Genomic DNA, 15,619 nt, shown 5'->3' with positions numbered 1-15,619 from the left:
GTCCAGCTGCATGGCGCGCAGTCCCGGCAGCAGGGCCAGCGGCAGCTCCACGGCGCGGGCACGGCCGGCCACGCGCAGCTCGAAGACGGTCGTCACCGTCAGCGGCAGGTCGTCGTCGACGAGACGCGTGGTCTGCACGCTGACGCTGTCGCTGGCCTCGGCCGGGCTGGCGACGGCGCGCAGCCACAGCCGGCCTTCGCCGTCCGGCGCGCGGGCCTGCGTGGCGCCATCGCTGGTCACGACGATGGCCGCCAGGCCGGCCGGCACGGCGAGGTTCTGCGGCATCTCCGTCCAGACGATGCGGCCTTCGACGACATGCACGCCCGGCGCCAGCCAGACGGCGGGGTGCTCGTCGGCCTCGACGACGGCCAGCGCCGTGCCGCCAGCCTTCACGTCTTGCGGCCACGCGCCGGCCTCGCCGGGCAGGGCCACGCGTGCCGGAGCGCCGAAGACCCGCACCTCCAGCCTGAACGTCGCGTCACGCGGCCYGGCACCGAGCTGCAGCCGGCCCGGCCAGACGCAGACGGCCGGCTCGGCGGCATCCATGGGTGTCGGGCAGCCCAGTGGCGGCTGGCCTTGCTGAGCCCAGGGCAGCCAGTCGCGCGTGGTGGCGGGCAGCTCGGCGGTGGTGAGCGGGGCGGCCTGGGCCGAGATGGCGGCGAGCGCCAGCAGCGCGGCGCGGATCGAACGTGCGAACGGAGCATTCGGCGGCATGAGCCCTCCCTGGGTTCAGGGCCGCATGCTCGCAGAAGTACCGGTGTGTTCGACCTAGGGTGTGCGAGGCCTTGGCCGCAGCATCATGGCCTGGTTGCGGGCGCGGCTCAGGGCTTCACCCGCACGATGCGGCCGTGTGCYTCCAGCACCAGATAGAGCAGCCCGTCCGGCCCCTCGCGCACGTCGCGCATGCGGCCGGCGTCGGGGAAGAGGCGTTCCTGCTCGGCGGGGCGGTTGTCGGCATCGAGCTTGACGCGTTCCAGGTGGCCGAACTTCAGCGAGCCGATGAAGAAGCTGTTCTGCCAGGCCGGGCCGTACTTGGCGCTCTTGAGCCGCACGAGGCCGGCGGGCGCGATGGACGGCACCCACTTCACGATGGGCTGCTCCATGCCGGCCTTGGCGGCGATGCCGTCGCCGATCTTGCCGCCGCCGTAGTTCTCGCCGTAGGTGATGACGGGCCAGCCGTAGTTGAGCTTGGGCGTGATGAGGTTGAGCTCGTCGCCTCCTTGCGGGCCATGCTCGTGTTCCCACAGCCGGCCTTGCGCGTCCAGCGTCAGGCCCTGCGAGTTGCGGTGGCCATAGCTCCAGATCTCCGGCAGGGCGCCGGGCGTGTTCACGAAGGGGTTGTCGGCCGGCACGCTGCCGTCCTTGCCCAGGCGCACGATCTTGCCGAGGTGGTTGTCCAGCGTTTGCGCGCTCTGCATGCCGCTGAAGCGCTCGCCCAGGCTCAGGAAGAGCTTGCCGTCCGGCGCCTCGGCGATGCGGCAGCCGAAGTGATGTTTGCTCTCGACCTTGGGCTTCTGGCTGAAGATGACCTTGACGTCGGTGAGGCGCTTGGCGTCTTCGCTGAGGCGCGCGCGCGCCAGGGCCGTGCTGTTGGTCTTGTTGGCACCCGGCTCGGCGTAGCAGAAGTAGATCGTGCGGTTGCGCGCGAAGTCGCTGTCCAGCTGCACGTCCAGCAGGCCGCCCTGGCCGACGGCGTCCACAGCCGGCACGCCCGCGATGGGGGCGCTGGGCTTGCCGCCGGGTTGGGCCGTGCGCATGGCGCCATCGCGTTCGGTGATGAGGAGCTGGCCGCCAGGCAGGAAGGCGACCGCCCAGGGGGTCTTGAGGCCTTCGACGACGGTTTCGAGTTCTGGGGCGGCCTGGGCGAGGGTGCAGCTCAGGGCCGCAACAAGGGGGACAAGGCGCTTGCTCATCGGCTCTGTGGGGCTGGAAGGAAAAGCACATCATCGCAGCGCCCCGCTCGCCTCGCAGCCCATGAATGGCATGCCCCGCCGGCACGCTGCTTGCCAGTCCTCCACCGTGAAGATGCAGCGCTATGCCAACCGCGAGGGTGACTCGGGCGTGGTGGCCTTTGCCACTGGCCCGGCGGGCATTGCCGTGCAGTTCACCAACGGCTCGATCTATGTCTACGACGTGGAGCACCCGGGGCGCGAGGTCGTGTCGGACATGAAGCGGCTGGCTCGCGCGGGCCGGGGCTTGTCGACCTACATCAGCCAGAACGTCCGCGACAACTACGCGAAGAAGCTGCGCTGAGCCGGGCTCACCGGCGGCGCATCACGACGAGCAGTCCGTCGACGGCTTCGTCGCTTTCCTTGCGGATGGCGCAACGTGTCGATGATTCGACGGTGAAGCCATGGGCGGCAGCCAGGCGCTGCAGATAGGGCAGCGAATGGGCGTAGCGCCGCTTGGTGCCGAGGGCGAAGTCACCGCTTTCGCAAGCCTCGACCGAAAAGGCGAACAACCCGCCCGCGCGCAGCGCGGCCGCGGTGGCGGCGAACACGGCTTCCAGGTCGCCGATGTAGACGAACACGTCGGCGGCAATGGCGATGTCGAAGCGCTGCGGCGGCCCCTGCAACGCCGCGACGATGTCGCCCTGCACCAGTTCGTCATACAGGCCCAGCTCGCGCGCCTTGGCCAGCATCAGGCCGGACAGATCCACGCCGGTCAGCCTTCGGCTCACCGGGCGCAGCAGCGGCCCGCACAAGCCGGTGCCGCAGCCGAGGTCGATGACCTCGCCACCGCTGGGTGGATCGGCGCGCTGCAGTTCCGCGACCAGCAACTCGGGTGTGCGGTAGCCGAGGGTCTTGACGAGGTGGTCGTCGAAGTTGTGGGCATACATGTCGAACAAGGCCTCGACATAGCCGGCGGGCGCCGTGGGCGGCGAGGGTTCGATGCCGAGGGCGGCCAGGGCATAGCGGATCTGGTCGACGTCCTTGCCCAGGGGCAGGGCCTGCTGGAAGGCTTCGATGGCTTGCGAGCGGCGGTGCAGGGTCAACAGGCATTCGGCGCGGCCGATGAGCGCCTCGGGGTAGCTGGGCTGCAGGGCCAGGGCGGCGTCGAAGCTGGCCAGCGCTTCGGCGGGCCGCTCCAGCGCGCGCAGGCTGGTGCCGCGGTTGCGCAGCGCCTTGGCGTCTTCAGGGCGCACCGCAAGAGCGCGCTCGAAGGCCTGCACGGCCTCCTGGTGGCGGCCCAGGCTGCCCAGGGTGTTGCCCAGGTTGTTCAGCGCCGGCGCGCTGCCGGGGCGCTGGGCCAGGGCGCGGTGCAGCAGGTCCAGCGCCTCGTCGAAGCGGTCGGTCTGGCCGCAAATGACGCCCAGCAAGTGCAGTGCGTCGAAATGCCTCGGTGCCGTGCGCAGCACGCGGCGGTACAGCAGTTCGGCCTCGGTGAGCCGCCCTTGCTGGTGCAGGGCCAGGCCCTTGTCGAAGTCAGAGGGCATCCGTCGTCCTTCAGTCATCCCACAAGCTGCTGACGAGGGTGAGGCCCACAGCGAACAGATCCACCGCCAGACCTGCGCCGGTGAGCCTGGCGTCGGCCGGCCAGACGTCGAGGCGCTCCGTGCGCGAGCGCTCGCGCGCCATCGCGACAAGGGCGTCTGCCACAGCGGTTGCGGGCGCATCATGAGCGAATGGCGCCTTGGCGTAGTTCTGCAACGCCTTCTCCACGGCCTCCGGGTCCAGCAGCGACAGCGCCGAGCGGCAGTGCGAACAACTGTCTTCCCTGCGCAGGTCCACCGGCGCGCCGCAGTTGCTGCAATTGATGACACCAACCTTTTTGGCGATGTCGGCGATCTCGGGCTTGGTGAGCTGGCGCACGAAGCCCTTCTCGATCATGAAGGACGAGAAGCTGCTGAAGCGGCCGTGGCGGTTGTCGCAGCGGTGGGTGATGTAGCGGCCGCTGCGGACGACGTCGAAGCCCTGCTGGAGCCGCATGCGGCATTGCGGGCAACTCAACTGCTGTGCCAGCGGCACGAGGGGCGCGTCGCGATGCCGGTGCATTTCCTTGAACACTGTCGCGACCGCCTCGGGCGCCAGCCGTAGGTTCTCCAGCTGGTCGAACCAGATGCCGTGGCAGTCGAAGCAGAAGTCAATCTCCACCTCGCCGTTGTAGACGGCGGGCAGCGTATGCACCTGCATCGCCGTGCGGCAGGAAGGGCAGGGTCTGGCGAGGTTGGTGGGCATCAAGAGATGTTAGATGCCCACCCGCCGGTCGGGGCCAGGCAGCCGCCTCAGTCGGCCGGTCCGGCGTCGTGTATCCGCACCATCCCATTGCCGTCGGTCATGGCGATGTAGCCACCCTGTACCGCCCGGATCGGGGTGTACAGCACGAACTGCGCACCGTCGCTGGTGCGGGTTTGCATGATGGTGCGGCGGTCGCTGGACAGGGACCACCGAGCGCCGGCATCCACTTCGCCATTGCCCCAGTCGTTGGCCATGCGGCCATCCTTGTGCAGGATCGTCGGGTACCTGGTGTTGCGCAGGCCGGTCGGGTCGGCGCTGGCGTTGGCGTCCTGCTGGGGGCTGATCCACCGGCGTGCTGCAGAGGCGGCATCGAAAATCGGCACCGCACCGCCCTTGACGACCAGCATCAGCCTTGCGCGGGCCGTCACGCCGGTCTCCAGCACTTCGGCCAGCCAGTACTCCATGCCCTCTTCCGGTCCGGCGCCCAGGCGCGTGTAGCGCAGGGTGACCTGTGCTCCCGCGAGCTGCCAGCGCCCATTGATGAACTGACCGGTGAACCCGGGCACGTTGGGCGTGCCGTCGAAAGTAACCGCTTTGACAAAGCACACGCAGCTTGCATTCCCCGGCACCGTCTCCAGGGTCAGGCCGGCCCAAACCGTGCCCACCGTGAAATCCGCCAGGCGCAGGTCTTGGCGATCGCGGTCGACGTCCCGGCTGACCATCGGGACCCAGGGGGTATAGGTCGGCGTCGAGCAGTTGCTGGCCGGCTGGGTCGGCGTCATCTGGCAGTCGACCAGCCAGCGCCCCATCAGCATTCCGCTGGGCTGGGTGCCCACGCTGCGGAACTGCCGCAATTGCAGCGCATGCGCCCGGAATTTGCTATCCATGGCCAGTGGGCTGGGCAGGGTGATCGTCAGGATGCTGCCGCTCATGGCCCAGCTGGCGCTGATGGCTGTGTCCGTGAACGTCGTCCAGAGGATGCCTGCGGCGCTGCCATCCGGGCGCAGGTCGAACAGCGACCCCGTGGGCATCAGCAGCGGGTTGCTGCCTTGATACATCGTCACCAGCCGGGTGCCTTGCGCCGATACGACCGGAGGCTCAGCGTCGGTGGATTGCTCAAGCGACTGCGCCACGAATGTGGGCTCGATGAAGGCCAGGCCGAGCGACTCCGTGCTGATCCTGCCCAGGGCCGGCCCGTCGGCGGCGAGTTCGGCCGCCGTGGCGATGCCAAAGGGCATGGGAGGGGCTTTCTCATACGCCAGACGCAGCAACGTGGCGATGTCCGCAAGGTCCGTGGGGTCCTGGGCTGCCACGACCTTGCGCAGGTCGTCCGTCGTGGTGGGCTGCTGCAGGCCACGCTGCTTGAGCAGGCCATATCGCGCCGTGCTCAGGGCGTCGAGCGTGAGCGCCGGCCATTGCTTGTCGCTGACCCGCGGTCCCACCTGGGAGATAAGGCTTGTCGCTTGTCCCACCAAGCTGATCCGCGTCAACGCTGCGCGCGCGCCGGACTCCTTGGCGGTCAGCGTGATGAAGGCATTTGGATTGTCTGCCTTGAAGCTCAGCTTGTAGGCACCGGTGCTGTCGGCGTTGACCTTGATCTGGCTCTCGCCCACCTGCGCCGTCACTTCGGTCAGCGAGTTGATGCCCGGTACGGTGCCGGTCAGTTCGAGCTGCGCCTCGACGGTCAGCTTGACAGTGGCGGTGCCGGTGGCCGCGCCCACGTCGGCACGGTAGGTGAACTGGTCGGCGCCAAAGAAGCCGGCGTCTGGCGTGTACTGCAGGCTGGTGCCCTGGACGACGACCTTGCCGTGGGCCGGGGCCGTGGCCGTGGCCACGCTCAGCGTGGGTGTGCCGCCCGTGGCGGTGTCGTTGCCGCTCACCGCAAGCGTTGCGGCTGCCCCTCCCGGGATGGTGTATCGGTCGTCCTGTGCCGTCACCGTTGGCGGCGGCGAACTACCGCCACCACCGCCGCAGGCCGCCAGGCACAGGGCTGYAGCGAGCGATGCGAGCCAGCGCGTTCGGACATGGATTTGCATGCGATTCATCCTCTTGAATCCTTTGTAATTTTCAGTTGATCGGTCCGAGGTCGCTCAGGCGGACCAGGGACATCGTCCCGTTGCCAGAGGCGCTGGACGAGTAAAGCGCCAGATAGCCTCCAGGTACAGCGGCGACCGGCCGGTAGCGATAGATATAGCCATCGCTTGAAAGCATCGTGATCTCGCGGCCGTCGCTCGACAGGGCCCAGTTCGCGGACGCATAGGGTTGGCCGTTGTAGTGACCGATCCAACTGACCTTGCCATCGGCCTGCCACCATTGTTCCTGCCCCAGCCAGTGCACAGGATCGCGCTGCTGGGCCGAGGTGACGAACCAGCGACGCGTGGCTTGGGCGGCGCTCAGTGCCACACTGCCGCTCTTCACGACCGGGTTGACCGAGGCGCCCACGCGCTGGCCGTTCTGTTCCACCTCCAGTCGCCAGTACTCCAACCCGTCAGCATCCTGGCGCAGGCGGGTGTAGCGGCGGGTCAGCGTGCCTGCTCGCAGCAGCAGTTGTCCGTCGACCAACTGCACCGAGAAACCCGGCACGTCCAGCGCGGCGCCGAAGGTCACCTCGCCTTCGGCGAGCAGCCCGGCCCAGCGTTGCGAGGCAGCAAAATCCTCCGCCCGCAGCGGTAGCCGGTCCCTCTCAAGGTCGAAGCTCGTGACCGGGGACCAACCTGTAGGGCGCGGTACGCAGGCGGGCCCGAACACGCTGCAGTTGGGATCATTGTCGATGTCCATCATCAACAGCGCGCTGGGCTGGTCGTCGGCACCGCGGATCTGGCGCACCCGGTATTCCTTGTGCCACGTCGAACCGCCCGGTGGTGGGCGCTGGCCGTCGAGCGTGATGCGCAGGACGTCTCCGTCTTGCGTCCAGTGCGCCGGCACCGCCGTTGGCGTGTCGCCGTATCTGAAGGATTGGACGGTTCCCTTGCCGTCGGCCGTCAGGTCCAGCGTCAGCGCGTCGACCACCAGCCGCATGCCCTGCGGCCCTACGGTGGGCGGCTGTGCCGCGGCGAAGGCCTCGACGGTGGGGGCAAGGAAGATCTGCGAGCCGGAGGTCGACAGGTACTTCGCGCTGGCCAGGGCTGTCGTGCTGCGCATGAGATCCAGGGTCGTCGCCGCTCCCCCGGGCAAGTCGCCGTTCTCCTCGACGATGTGTCGAATGAGCATGACGAGGTTGAACAAGTCCGTTGGGTCCTGGCCCCGCAGGCTCGCGCGCAGGCCGGCGCTGCTCGTGGGCATGCCCATCTGCAGCAGCAGGCCGTACCGGCCCGTGGTCAGCGCATCGAGCCGCAGGCTGGGCCATTGCGTTTCGTCGATGTGAGCGCTGCGCCGGGCGAGCAAGGTGCCGAAGTCACCGACTGCGCTGGCCAGGGCAACGCGGGCCTGTGCACCCGTGCTCTGGCTGGTCAGGGTGATGAAGGCGTTGGCGCGTGAGCTCTTGATCTTGACGACATAGGTGCCGTTGGCGTCGGCGCTGGCCTTGAACTGGCCATCGCCAACCTGGGCGGTAACGTCCGTCGGCGTCGTCGGCACGGGCTTGAGGCTGCCACTCAACTCCAGCTCCGCCTCGACCGTCAGCTTGACCGTAGCGGTGCTGGTGGCCGGGCCCACATCCGCCCGATAGACGAACTGATCCGCCCCATAGAAGCCGGCATCGGGCGTGTAGCGCAGCGTGCTGCCTTGCACCGTCACCTTGCCGTGCGCGGGGTTGGTGGCAACGCTCACCGTCGCGGTGCCGCCCGTGACCGAATCATTGGCCAGCACCGTCAGATCGGCGGGCACTCCGGCCGGCAGGGTGTAGGGGTCGTCGACGGCCTGCACCGTGGCGGACGGCGAGGGCTGAGGCGGCGAGCCTGCAGAGCCGCCTCCGCCACAGGCCGTCATGATGAGCGCCAGGCCCAACCAAGTCGCACTCGCCACGGTCTGGCGCCATCYCGCGCAGCGGCTGATCGCGTCAATCTGCATGTGGTCTATTCCTGATCCTTGTCGTACGTCACTGCCGGCCATCGTCAGCGCGCGGGGCCGACGTTGGTCAGCACGCGCAACTCGCCTGGGTACTCGTCCTGCAGGTAGGTCGCGATATACCCGTCCCGGGTCTTCGAGAGCAGCTTGAGCTTTATCCGGCCCGAACTGTGCAGCAGGGCGGTACCGTCATCCGACCAACCCCACGTGCCGCTGTAACCCCACTCCGTCGGCGCCGGGGCGCCAGATGTTTTCACGTCCATCACGTTGCCGCCAACACCAAACGGGGCGGAATCGGATTCCGGCCTCCAGTCGAACGGAAAGGCGGCGCCAGCCGGCATGTCTAGCCAACGTCGCAGCTTCTGATCGGTGGCGACGATGGTCGGGGCCGTGCCGGTCCCGGTGGCCTCAATCAACTCCGACCCGATGACCTTGCCATTGGCCTCGTACTCGGCGAACCAGGTCTCGATGCCGTTGCCCCAGCGAAGCAGGCGCGTGAAGCGCGTGGCGACGTTGGTACCGCTGAGCTTCCATCGGCCGTCTTCGGTGATCTCACCGGCCAGACCGAGCACCGACGGGCTGCCCGTCACCGTGATGCCATCGCCGAGGCAGGTCAGGCAACGGCCGGACCATGCCTCCGGCGACATCTGCGGCCCGACGCCGAAGAGGCGCCCCCCTGACCCGAAATGCGCCGGAAGGAACGGCAGCACGTCGCGCGCCAGATCGAAGCCGGCGACTAGCGCGACCAAACTGCTGCCGCTGTCGTCAAAACACGTGTGCTGCATGGTCGAGCACTTGGTGCTCGTGAAAAAGACCGTCAGATTGAACAGTGGCTGCCCGCCGGTGCCAGCGCGCGGCAATTCCTCGAGCCGATACTGCTTCACATAGCGCGTGGCCCAGCCAAAGCCGTATTGGTAGTAGCCGAAGGTCAGACCCGCGTCCGGATTCACCTTGATGGAGACCGTGCTGCCATCGCGCGCCCAGGTCCCGATGGGATCGGAACCCGGTGACCCGCCCACCGTGCCGTCGGCACGAAGGTCGAAATGGTTGCTCGCGTTGGGCCGAATCCAACCCAGGCTTACCTCGAACGAGGACGGCTTGTACGCATCGATGAAGGCGAACATGCCGCCCTGCACGCCGATCAGCGCGCCCGGCGCCGGCTGGGTCTTGAGGCTGGTTTCATAGCTCCAATCACGCGGCGTGGTGTCCTTGCTTTTTGCCGCCTGGACGGCCGTGGCCAGGGCCTGGGGGTCGGTGGCGATGTCGGCGAGCGTCGCAAACTGGGTTGGTAGCATGGCGCGATCGGCGATTGCATTGCGCAGACCGCCGATCATGCCGAGCACATCGAAATCGCTGATGCGCTTCTGGGCGTCGAGCAGTCCGGCGTCGGTCGTCGGCTGCGCACCCGCGCGCTGTAGCAGCCCGGTGCGCGCGACGCTGAAGACGTCCAGGCGCAGGGCCGGCCGGCGTTGTTCGTCGATCGTGCCACCCAGCTTGGCGAGGGCGGCGACTTCGCCCACCAGGCTCTTGATGACCACGTGTTTCTGCTCACCCGCGCCGGTGGCCGTCACCGACACCAGGCCGGCGAGGTCGCTGACCTTGAGCGTGACGCTGTAGCGGTCAGCGGACGGCTGGACTTGCACGGCCGATGCCGCGCCGGCCTGCGCGCTGACCGTGTAGCCGGCCGCGAGCTGCGGGGCCACGACGCCGCTGAGCGTGAAGCTGGCCTCGACCGTCAGCCGGGCGGAGGCGCCGCCTGTGCGTGCGCCCGCATCGACGCGGTAGTCGAAGCTGTCGGCGCCGACATAGCCGTCATCGGGGGTGTATTGCACCTTGCCACTGGCGACGACCGCCTTGCCATGCTTGGGGGCCGTGGTCACCGTGACGACGGCGTCGGCCGGGGCTGCGTCATTGGCCAGTACGTCGACAGTGGCGGCCTGTGCCGCGCCGTTGGACCAGCCGACGGCCAGTGCATCGTCCTGCGCCGCGATGGCGGCAGGGGCTTGTGTCGGTGGCGGCGCGCTGTCGCCACCCCCGCCGCCGCCGCAGGCCGCCAGCAGCACGGTCAGGCCGAGGGCGGCTGCTCCGCTCTGCATCAGGCTGCATTTCGGCCGCTTTTGGCCGGCAGAGACGTCAAATCGCATTTGTTTCACTCCCTGAACCTGTTGTCGAACGCCACTCTGCGTTGGCCGCCGAACTCTAACCAAGTTTCAGAGCGGGTCCGGTCGGGAGATCAGCCGTCCAGCCTTTGCTGGAACACCAGCCCCGCGTGCTCGCGCAGTGCGTGGAACTTGATCTTGGGCCAGTTGCTCTCGATGGCGCGCAGCTCGGGCGCGTACTCCACCAGCACCGTGGGCGCGTCGACCGCGTCATAGGCCATGCGGTGATCGTTGGCGTCGATGAAGCGCTTCAGCTCCGCCGGGTCGTCGCAGGTCACCCAGCGTGCCACCTGGAAGCGGCTCGGCATGATGCGGGCCTTGCAGCCGTATTCRTGCTCCAGCCGGTGCGCGACGACTTCGAACTGCAGCTGGCCGACGGCGCCGAGCAACAGCACGCTGCCGGCAATGGGGCGAAACACCTGGATGGCGCCTTCTTCGCCAAGCTGCGTCAGGCCGGCACGCAACTGCTTGGTCTTCAATGGGTCAGCCACTTCGACGGCGCGGAACATTTCCGGCGCGAAGAAGGGCAGGCCGGTGTATTGCAGCGCCTCGCCTTCGGTGATGGTGTCGCCCAGCTGCAGCACGCCGTGGTTGGGGATGCCGATGATGTCGCCCGCAAAGGCCTCGTCGAGCAACTCGCGGCGCTGGCTCAGGAACGACACGACGGTGTTGGGCCGCAGCTCCTTGCCCGAGCGCACGACCTTGAGCCGCATGCCGCGCTCGAAGTGACCCGAGGCCACGCGCAGGAAGGCGATGCGGTCGCGGTGGKYSGGRTCCATRTTSGCCTGGATCTTGAACACGACGCCCGTGAACTTAGGTTCCTCGGGCTGCACGGTACGCTGCATGGCCACGCGCGAATCGGGTGCGGGGGCCAGCTCAACGAGGGCGTCCAGCACCTCCTGCACGCCGAAGTTGTTGACGGCCGAGCCGAAGAACATCGGCGTCTGCTTGCCGGTCAGGAACTCCTCGCGGTTGAACGCAGGGGCCGCCTCGCGCACCAGTTCGATCTCGCCTTTGGCCTGGTCGTACTGCATGCCGAAGCGCTCGGCATAGGCGGGGTTGTCCAGGCCTTCCAGCACTTCCTCGGTGCCGGCGGCGCGGTCCTCGCCGGGAGCGAACACGCGCATGCGTTGCTGGCGCAGGTCCATCACGCCGTGGAATTGCTTGCCCATGCCGACCGGCCACGTGAACGGCACGACCGTCATGCCCAGCTCGGCCTCGATCTCGTCCATCAGCGCCAGCGGGTCTTTCACCTCGCGGTCCATCTTGTTGACGAAGGTCAGGATGGGCGTGTTGCGGGCGCGGCAGACCTGCAGCAGGCGGCGGGTCTGCGGCTCCACACCGTTGGCCGCGTCGATGACCATCAGCGCCGCGTCCACGGCGGTCAGCACGCGGTAGGTGTCTTCAGAAAAGTCCTGGTGGCCCGGGGTGTCCAGCAGGTTGATGACGCAGTCGCGGTACTCCATCTGCATGACGGACGACGCCACCGAGATGCCGCGCTGCTTTTCGATCTCCATCCAGTCCGACGTCGCATGCCGGGTGGCCTTGCGCGCCTTCACCGAGCCGGCGATCTGGATGGCGCCGGAGAACAGCAGCAGCTTCTCCGTCAGCGTGGTCTTGCCGGCGTCGGGGTGGCTGATGATGRCGAAGGTGCGGCGGCGGCGGACTTCCGTCTCGATGCGGCTGGCGGTGGTTTCGGACATGGAGTTCTGGAAGCAGGCTAGCCCGGGATTATCCGTGGGCCTCTTGCTTGAGACCCTCCCCAGCTACATGCCCTTGAACCGCCCCCGGTGCGCACGGCTCACAGGCAGCGCCTGGGCCAGCCCGCGCAGGTGCACCCACAGCTCGCCGTCGTCGCGCCGCTCGATGCGCTCGATGGCCCGCGCGTTGACCACCGAACCGCGGTGGATCTGCCAGAAAAGTTGCGGGTCCAGCTCCTTTTGCAGCTCGCCCAGCGAGGTGCGCAGCAGCAGCTGTTCACCGCCCTGGCTCAGCGCCCGCGTGTGGCGCAGCTCCGAGCGCAGCGCGGCGAGGTGGTCCACGTCCAGCAGCTTCATCGTGTTGCCGGTCCAGGCCTGCAGGAAGCGCAGATCCGACCGCTGGGGTTGAGCCGCCTGCAGCCGCTGTACCGTGGCCGCCAGCCGGGCGGGCGTGACGGGCTTGTGCAGGTAATCCACCGCCGCGCGCTCGAAGGCAGCCAGCGCGTGCTCGGCATGCGCCGTGACGAAGACCAGGCGGGTGGCCGGCGGCGCGAGCTGGGCCAGGCCGAGGCCGTCGATGCCGGGCATGCGGATGTCGAGGAAGGCGATGTCGGGGCGCAGCTCGTCCAGCAGCCGGCGCGCCTCGGTGCCGTTGCGGGCCTGGGCGACGATCTCCAGCTCGGGCCAGGCCTCTCCCAGCAGCTGCTGCAGCTCTTCAAGCAGCTGGGGTTCGTCGTCGGCGATCAGCGCAGTCGTCATGGCATCGGCAAGGTGAGCGTGGCCTCGGTCAGGCCGTCAGCATTGGTGGCGAGGCTCAGGCCGGCGCGGTCGCCGTGCAGGGCTTGCAGGCGCTGGCGCAGGTTGACCAGGGCCAGGCCGTGGCCTGCGGTCGCGTCTGCCGTCAGCGCGCAACCGTTGTTGATGACCTTGAGCCGCAACTGCCCGTCGGCCCGTTCGGCTTGCAACAGCACCTGCCCGCCGCTCTCGCTGGGMTCGATACCGTGSTGGATGGCGTTCTCCACCAGCGGCTGCAGCATCAGCGGTGGCAGGGGCAGGTCGTGCAGCTCGGGGTCGACCTCGACGCGGTAGCTCAGCCGCTCGCCCAGCCGCAGTGCCATGATGGCCAGGTAGTGCTCGACGATCTGGCACTCCTGGCCCAGCGTCGAGTCCTCGGCCTGGCGCACCCGCTCCAGCGTGGTCTCCAGCAGGCCGCTGACGGCGTCCAGCAGCGGCAGCGCGCGCTCCGAGCCCTGGCGCACGAAGCTGCGCAGCGTGGCCAGCGTATTGAACAGGAAATGCGGCTCGATCTGCGCCTGCAGCATCTGCAGCTCGGCGCGCAACCGGGCGCGCTCCTGTTCCACGCGCTGCACGGCGCGTTGGCGGCGCAGGCCTTGCAGCAGCGGCAGGCCCAGCAGCAGGGCGCAGAAGCTGAAGTGCAGCCAGGCACGGGTGATGCGGTCATTGCCACTCAGCAGCTCGCGCGTCAGGCCCTGCTCGGCGGACCAACCGGACATCGCGCCCAGCAGCAGGGCCAGGAACAGCAGGCCAGGCAAGGCGCCGTGGTGCTCGGGCCGCATCCGCCGGGCAACCAGGCCGCACAGGCCATCGGTGATGGCGTGGCCCAGCCACAAGCCCAGGGACAGCGCCCAGGCGCCGTGATCGCGCAACCAGGGCGCCGCCAGTGCAAACAGCGCGACGCCGGCCAGCAGCGGGCCGGGCCGTTGCCAGCCCAGCCTTTCCTCTCTCAGGGCCTGGGCCAGCTCGCCGCCCAGCGTGCGCGCGGTGCGGTTCAAGGCGGGGTCAGGTTGCCGGCCTGGCGCGGCAACACCTGGATGGGGCCCTGGCCGGTCGTCGGCGTGCTGGCGGGCACGACGTCCAGCTGGAACTGCGTGGCCTGCAACTGGCCGGTGCCTTCCAGCAGGAAGCCGAAGCTCAGCGTCGTTGCGTCGGCGGGAATGTCCAGTACGACCTGCGCGGTCTGCCAGCCGAAGCTGCCGCGCAGCGGCCGGTCGTTCATGTTGTCGAACGCGGTGCCGGGCCGCTGGCCGCTGTCGGCGCGCATCCACAGGCCGGCCCACGCAGCGATCTGGTCGCCGTGGACCTGGGCGGTCAGGCGCACACGCTTGCCGGCATAGTCGGCGCTGCCGATCTGCTGCATCAGTGTCGAGAAGCCCTCGGTGTCTGGCTTGCACTCGATGTTGAAGACCTTGGCGCTAGGCGCGCCGTTGGCCGGCACCACCGAGCCTTCGCAGGTCTTGGCGCTGCCGGTCTGCAGCCAACCCGAAGGCAGGCCTGTGGGCTTGGCAAGGGCCGTGGCGAGCACGCCCACCCCGATGGCGGCAACGATGGCTGAGGCTTTCATCAATCAATCTCCCGTGACGGACACGAATCGGTCCGCACGCAGACTAGGTGGGTGAGGCCCGACTCGCCGGGCAACGGGGCGAACGGTCGCCGGGCGCGCGGCAAGGCGTCAAAAGTCGACATCAACGGATACCGCTCGTCTGGAAAACATGGAGCGCGGATTGCCGCTGAATTATCGTGGGCGGGTTTTGCAAGACGAGAGCACGATGGATAAACAGGTTGACATGAAGCGGGTGCAGGAGCTGGTGGCCGACCTGCGCGAGCCCAACCAGGCGCATTACTTCGCCGACCTGCTGCTTTGCGCCGCCGTGGGGTGGGTGGCCTTGGTCGTCGCCGTGCTGCCGGGGGCGCCGCTGCTGCGCACGCTCGCCTTCGTCGCGGCGGTGCTGCTGCTCTACCGCACGCTGGCCTTCATCCACGAGATCTTCCACCAGCAGGGCATGAAGGCTTTTCGCCTGACCTGGCATGCGGTCTCCGGCGTGCCGCTGCTCATCCCCTTCATGCTCTATCTGCCCATCCACCAGGGCCACCACAACAAGGCGACCTATGGCACCCGTGAGGACGGCGAGTACGACCAGTTCCAGGGTCGCGCCGGCCTGGCCAGCGCCAAGCTGTTTGCGCTGAACTTCGCGCTGCCGCTGGCGCTGTGGGTGCGCTTCGCCGTCCTGACGCCGTTGGCCGCCGTGCTGCCGCCCATCCGCGAAAAGATGATCCCGGAGTTCGTCCACATGGCCCTGCGTATGCCGTTTCGTGCGCCGGCCATCAAGGAAAGCGCCCGCGCCGAGGCGATGGCGGTCGAGTGGTGGTGCTGCGCCTGGGGCTGGGCGCTGGTGGCCATCGGCGTCTTTGCGGGCTGGGTGTGGGTGGCGGCCTGGGCGCTGCTCGTCGTGCTGATTGCGACGCTGAACACCATCCGCGCGATGGGCGGCACGCATCTCTACGTCGAGGAGCTTGAAGGCCGCGATGCGCGCGGCCAGTTGCTGGACTCGCTGAACGTCGACTCCAACGGCCCGATCTCGGTGCTGCTCTGCCCCGTGGGCCTGCGCTTCCACGCGCTGCACCACGTGGCGCCCTACCTGCCCTATCACGCGCTGCCGACGGCCAACCGCCGGCTGATGGAGCAGCTGCCGGCCGACTCTGAATACCACCAGGTGAGGGTGGGCTCCGTCGCCGAGGGCATCGGCCGACTGCGGCAGGCGACGCGGGCGGTCAGGCC

At 68.5% G+C, this 15,619-nt stretch carries 13 protein-coding genes; 2 read left to right on the top strand and 11 right to left on the bottom strand.

The window, feature by feature from the left end:
- The coding region (locus tag AC1DU6_RS06840) for a hypothetical protein (RefSeq protein ID WP_477856409.1) at positions 1-714 on the bottom strand (714 nt) is incomplete at its 3' end.
- A 107-nt stretch (positions 715-821) separates the two neighbouring features.
- Positions 822-1,913 (bottom strand): PQQ-dependent sugar dehydrogenase, encoded by a 1,092-nt coding sequence (locus AC1DU6_RS06835; RefSeq protein WP_477856408.1) that lies wholly within the window; start codon positions 1,911-1,913, stop codon positions 822-824.
- A 61-nt stretch (positions 1,914-1,974) separates the two neighbouring features.
- On the opposite strand from AC1DU6_RS06835, the gene AC1DU6_RS06830 reads away from it, so the two are divergent.
- Positions 1,975-2,253, top strand: a complete 279-nt coding sequence (locus AC1DU6_RS06830) for a hypothetical protein (RefSeq protein ID WP_477856407.1) — start codon at positions 1,975-1,977, stop codon at positions 2,251-2,253.
- Between the two features lie 7 nt (positions 2,254-2,260).
- Here the strand turns inward: AC1DU6_RS06830 and AC1DU6_RS06825 are convergent, their stop codons facing one another.
- From AC1DU6_RS06825 to AC1DU6_RS06785, 9 genes are all read right to left on the bottom strand, one after another.
- Positions 2,261-3,436, bottom strand: a complete 1,176-nt coding sequence (locus AC1DU6_RS06825) for a tetratricopeptide repeat protein (protein ID WP_477856406.1) — start codon at positions 3,434-3,436, stop codon at positions 2,261-2,263.
- A 10-nt stretch (positions 3,437-3,446) separates the two neighbouring features.
- On the bottom strand, positions 3,447-4,178 hold the full coding sequence (locus AC1DU6_RS06820) for a TFIIB-type zinc ribbon-containing protein (RefSeq protein WP_477856405.1): 732 nt from the start codon (positions 4,176-4,178) through the stop codon (positions 3,447-3,449).
- Positions 4,179-4,225: 47 nt separating this feature from the next.
- Entirely contained in the window at positions 4,226-6,214 is a 1,989-nt protein-coding gene (locus AC1DU6_RS06815; RefSeq protein ID WP_477856404.1) for an Ig-like domain-containing protein, read from the bottom strand.
- A 31-nt stretch (positions 6,215-6,245) separates the two neighbouring features.
- Positions 6,246-8,186, bottom strand: coding sequence for an Ig-like domain-containing protein (locus AC1DU6_RS06810; RefSeq protein WP_477856403.1), 1,941 nt, complete (start codon positions 8,184-8,186; stop codon positions 6,246-6,248).
- A 44-nt stretch (positions 8,187-8,230) separates the two neighbouring features.
- Positions 8,231-10,279 carry an Ig-like domain-containing protein gene (locus tag AC1DU6_RS06805; protein WP_477856402.1) on the bottom strand — a complete coding sequence of 683 codons (2,049 nt, stop codon included), beginning with the start codon at positions 10,277-10,279 and terminating at the stop codon, positions 8,231-8,233.
- 137 nt (positions 10,280-10,416) lie between these two features.
- Positions 10,417-12,045: a peptide chain release factor 3 gene (locus AC1DU6_RS06800; RefSeq protein WP_477856401.1), complete on the bottom strand. Its 1,629-nt coding sequence runs from the start codon at positions 12,043-12,045 to the stop codon at positions 10,417-10,419.
- 63 nt (positions 12,046-12,108) lie between these two features.
- On the bottom strand, positions 12,109-12,801 hold the full coding sequence (locus AC1DU6_RS06795) for a LytR/AlgR family response regulator transcription factor (RefSeq protein WP_056200869.1): 693 nt from the start codon (positions 12,799-12,801) through the stop codon (positions 12,109-12,111).
- Entirely contained in the window at positions 12,798-13,835 is a 1,038-nt protein-coding gene (locus AC1DU6_RS06790; RefSeq protein WP_477856400.1) for a sensor histidine kinase, read from the bottom strand. The genes AC1DU6_RS06795 and AC1DU6_RS06790 overlap by 4 nt, the downstream gene beginning before the upstream one ends.
- Positions 13,832-14,404, bottom strand: a complete 573-nt coding sequence (locus tag AC1DU6_RS06785) for a hypothetical protein (RefSeq protein WP_056200862.1) — start codon at positions 14,402-14,404, stop codon at positions 13,832-13,834. Before AC1DU6_RS06785 ends, AC1DU6_RS06790 begins: the two co-directional genes overlap by 4 nt.
- 205 nt (positions 14,405-14,609) lie before the next feature.
- On the opposite strand from AC1DU6_RS06785, the gene AC1DU6_RS06780 reads away from it, so the two are divergent.
- A partial coding sequence (locus tag AC1DU6_RS06780) for a fatty acid desaturase family protein (RefSeq protein WP_477856399.1) occupies positions 14,610-15,619 on the top strand: 1,010 nt, incomplete at its 3' end.

Source organism: Roseateles sp. P5_B10 (genome assembly GCF_056400485.1).
The sequence above is the reverse complement of the archived record's forward strand: the minus strand, read 5'-3'. Positions and strand labels throughout refer to the sequence as shown.

Bases quoted from the DNA above. Each gene is read 5' to 3' on its own strand.
- AC1DU6_RS06830 (WP_477856407.1), top strand. From the start codon at position 1,975: ATGAATGGCATGCCCCGCCGGCACGCTGCTTGCCAGTCCTCCACCGTG.
- AC1DU6_RS06825 (WP_477856406.1), bottom strand. From the start codon at position 3,436: ATGCCCTCTGACTTCGACAAGGGCCTGGCCCTGCACCAGCAAGGGCGG.
- AC1DU6_RS06820 (WP_477856405.1), bottom strand. From the start codon at position 4,178: ATGCCCACCAACCTCGCCAGACCCTGCCCTTCCTGCCGCACGGCGATG.
- AC1DU6_RS06805 (WP_477856402.1), bottom strand. From the start codon at position 10,279: ATGCAGAGCGGAGCAGCCGCCCTCGGCCTGACCGTGCTGCTGGCGGCC.
- AC1DU6_RS06795 (WP_056200869.1), bottom strand. From the start codon at position 12,801: ATGACGACTGCGCTGATCGCCGACGACGAACCCCAGCTGCTTGAAGAG.
- AC1DU6_RS06785 (WP_056200862.1), bottom strand. From the start codon at position 14,404: ATGAAAGCCTCAGCCATCGTTGCCGCCATCGGGGTGGGCGTGCTCGCC.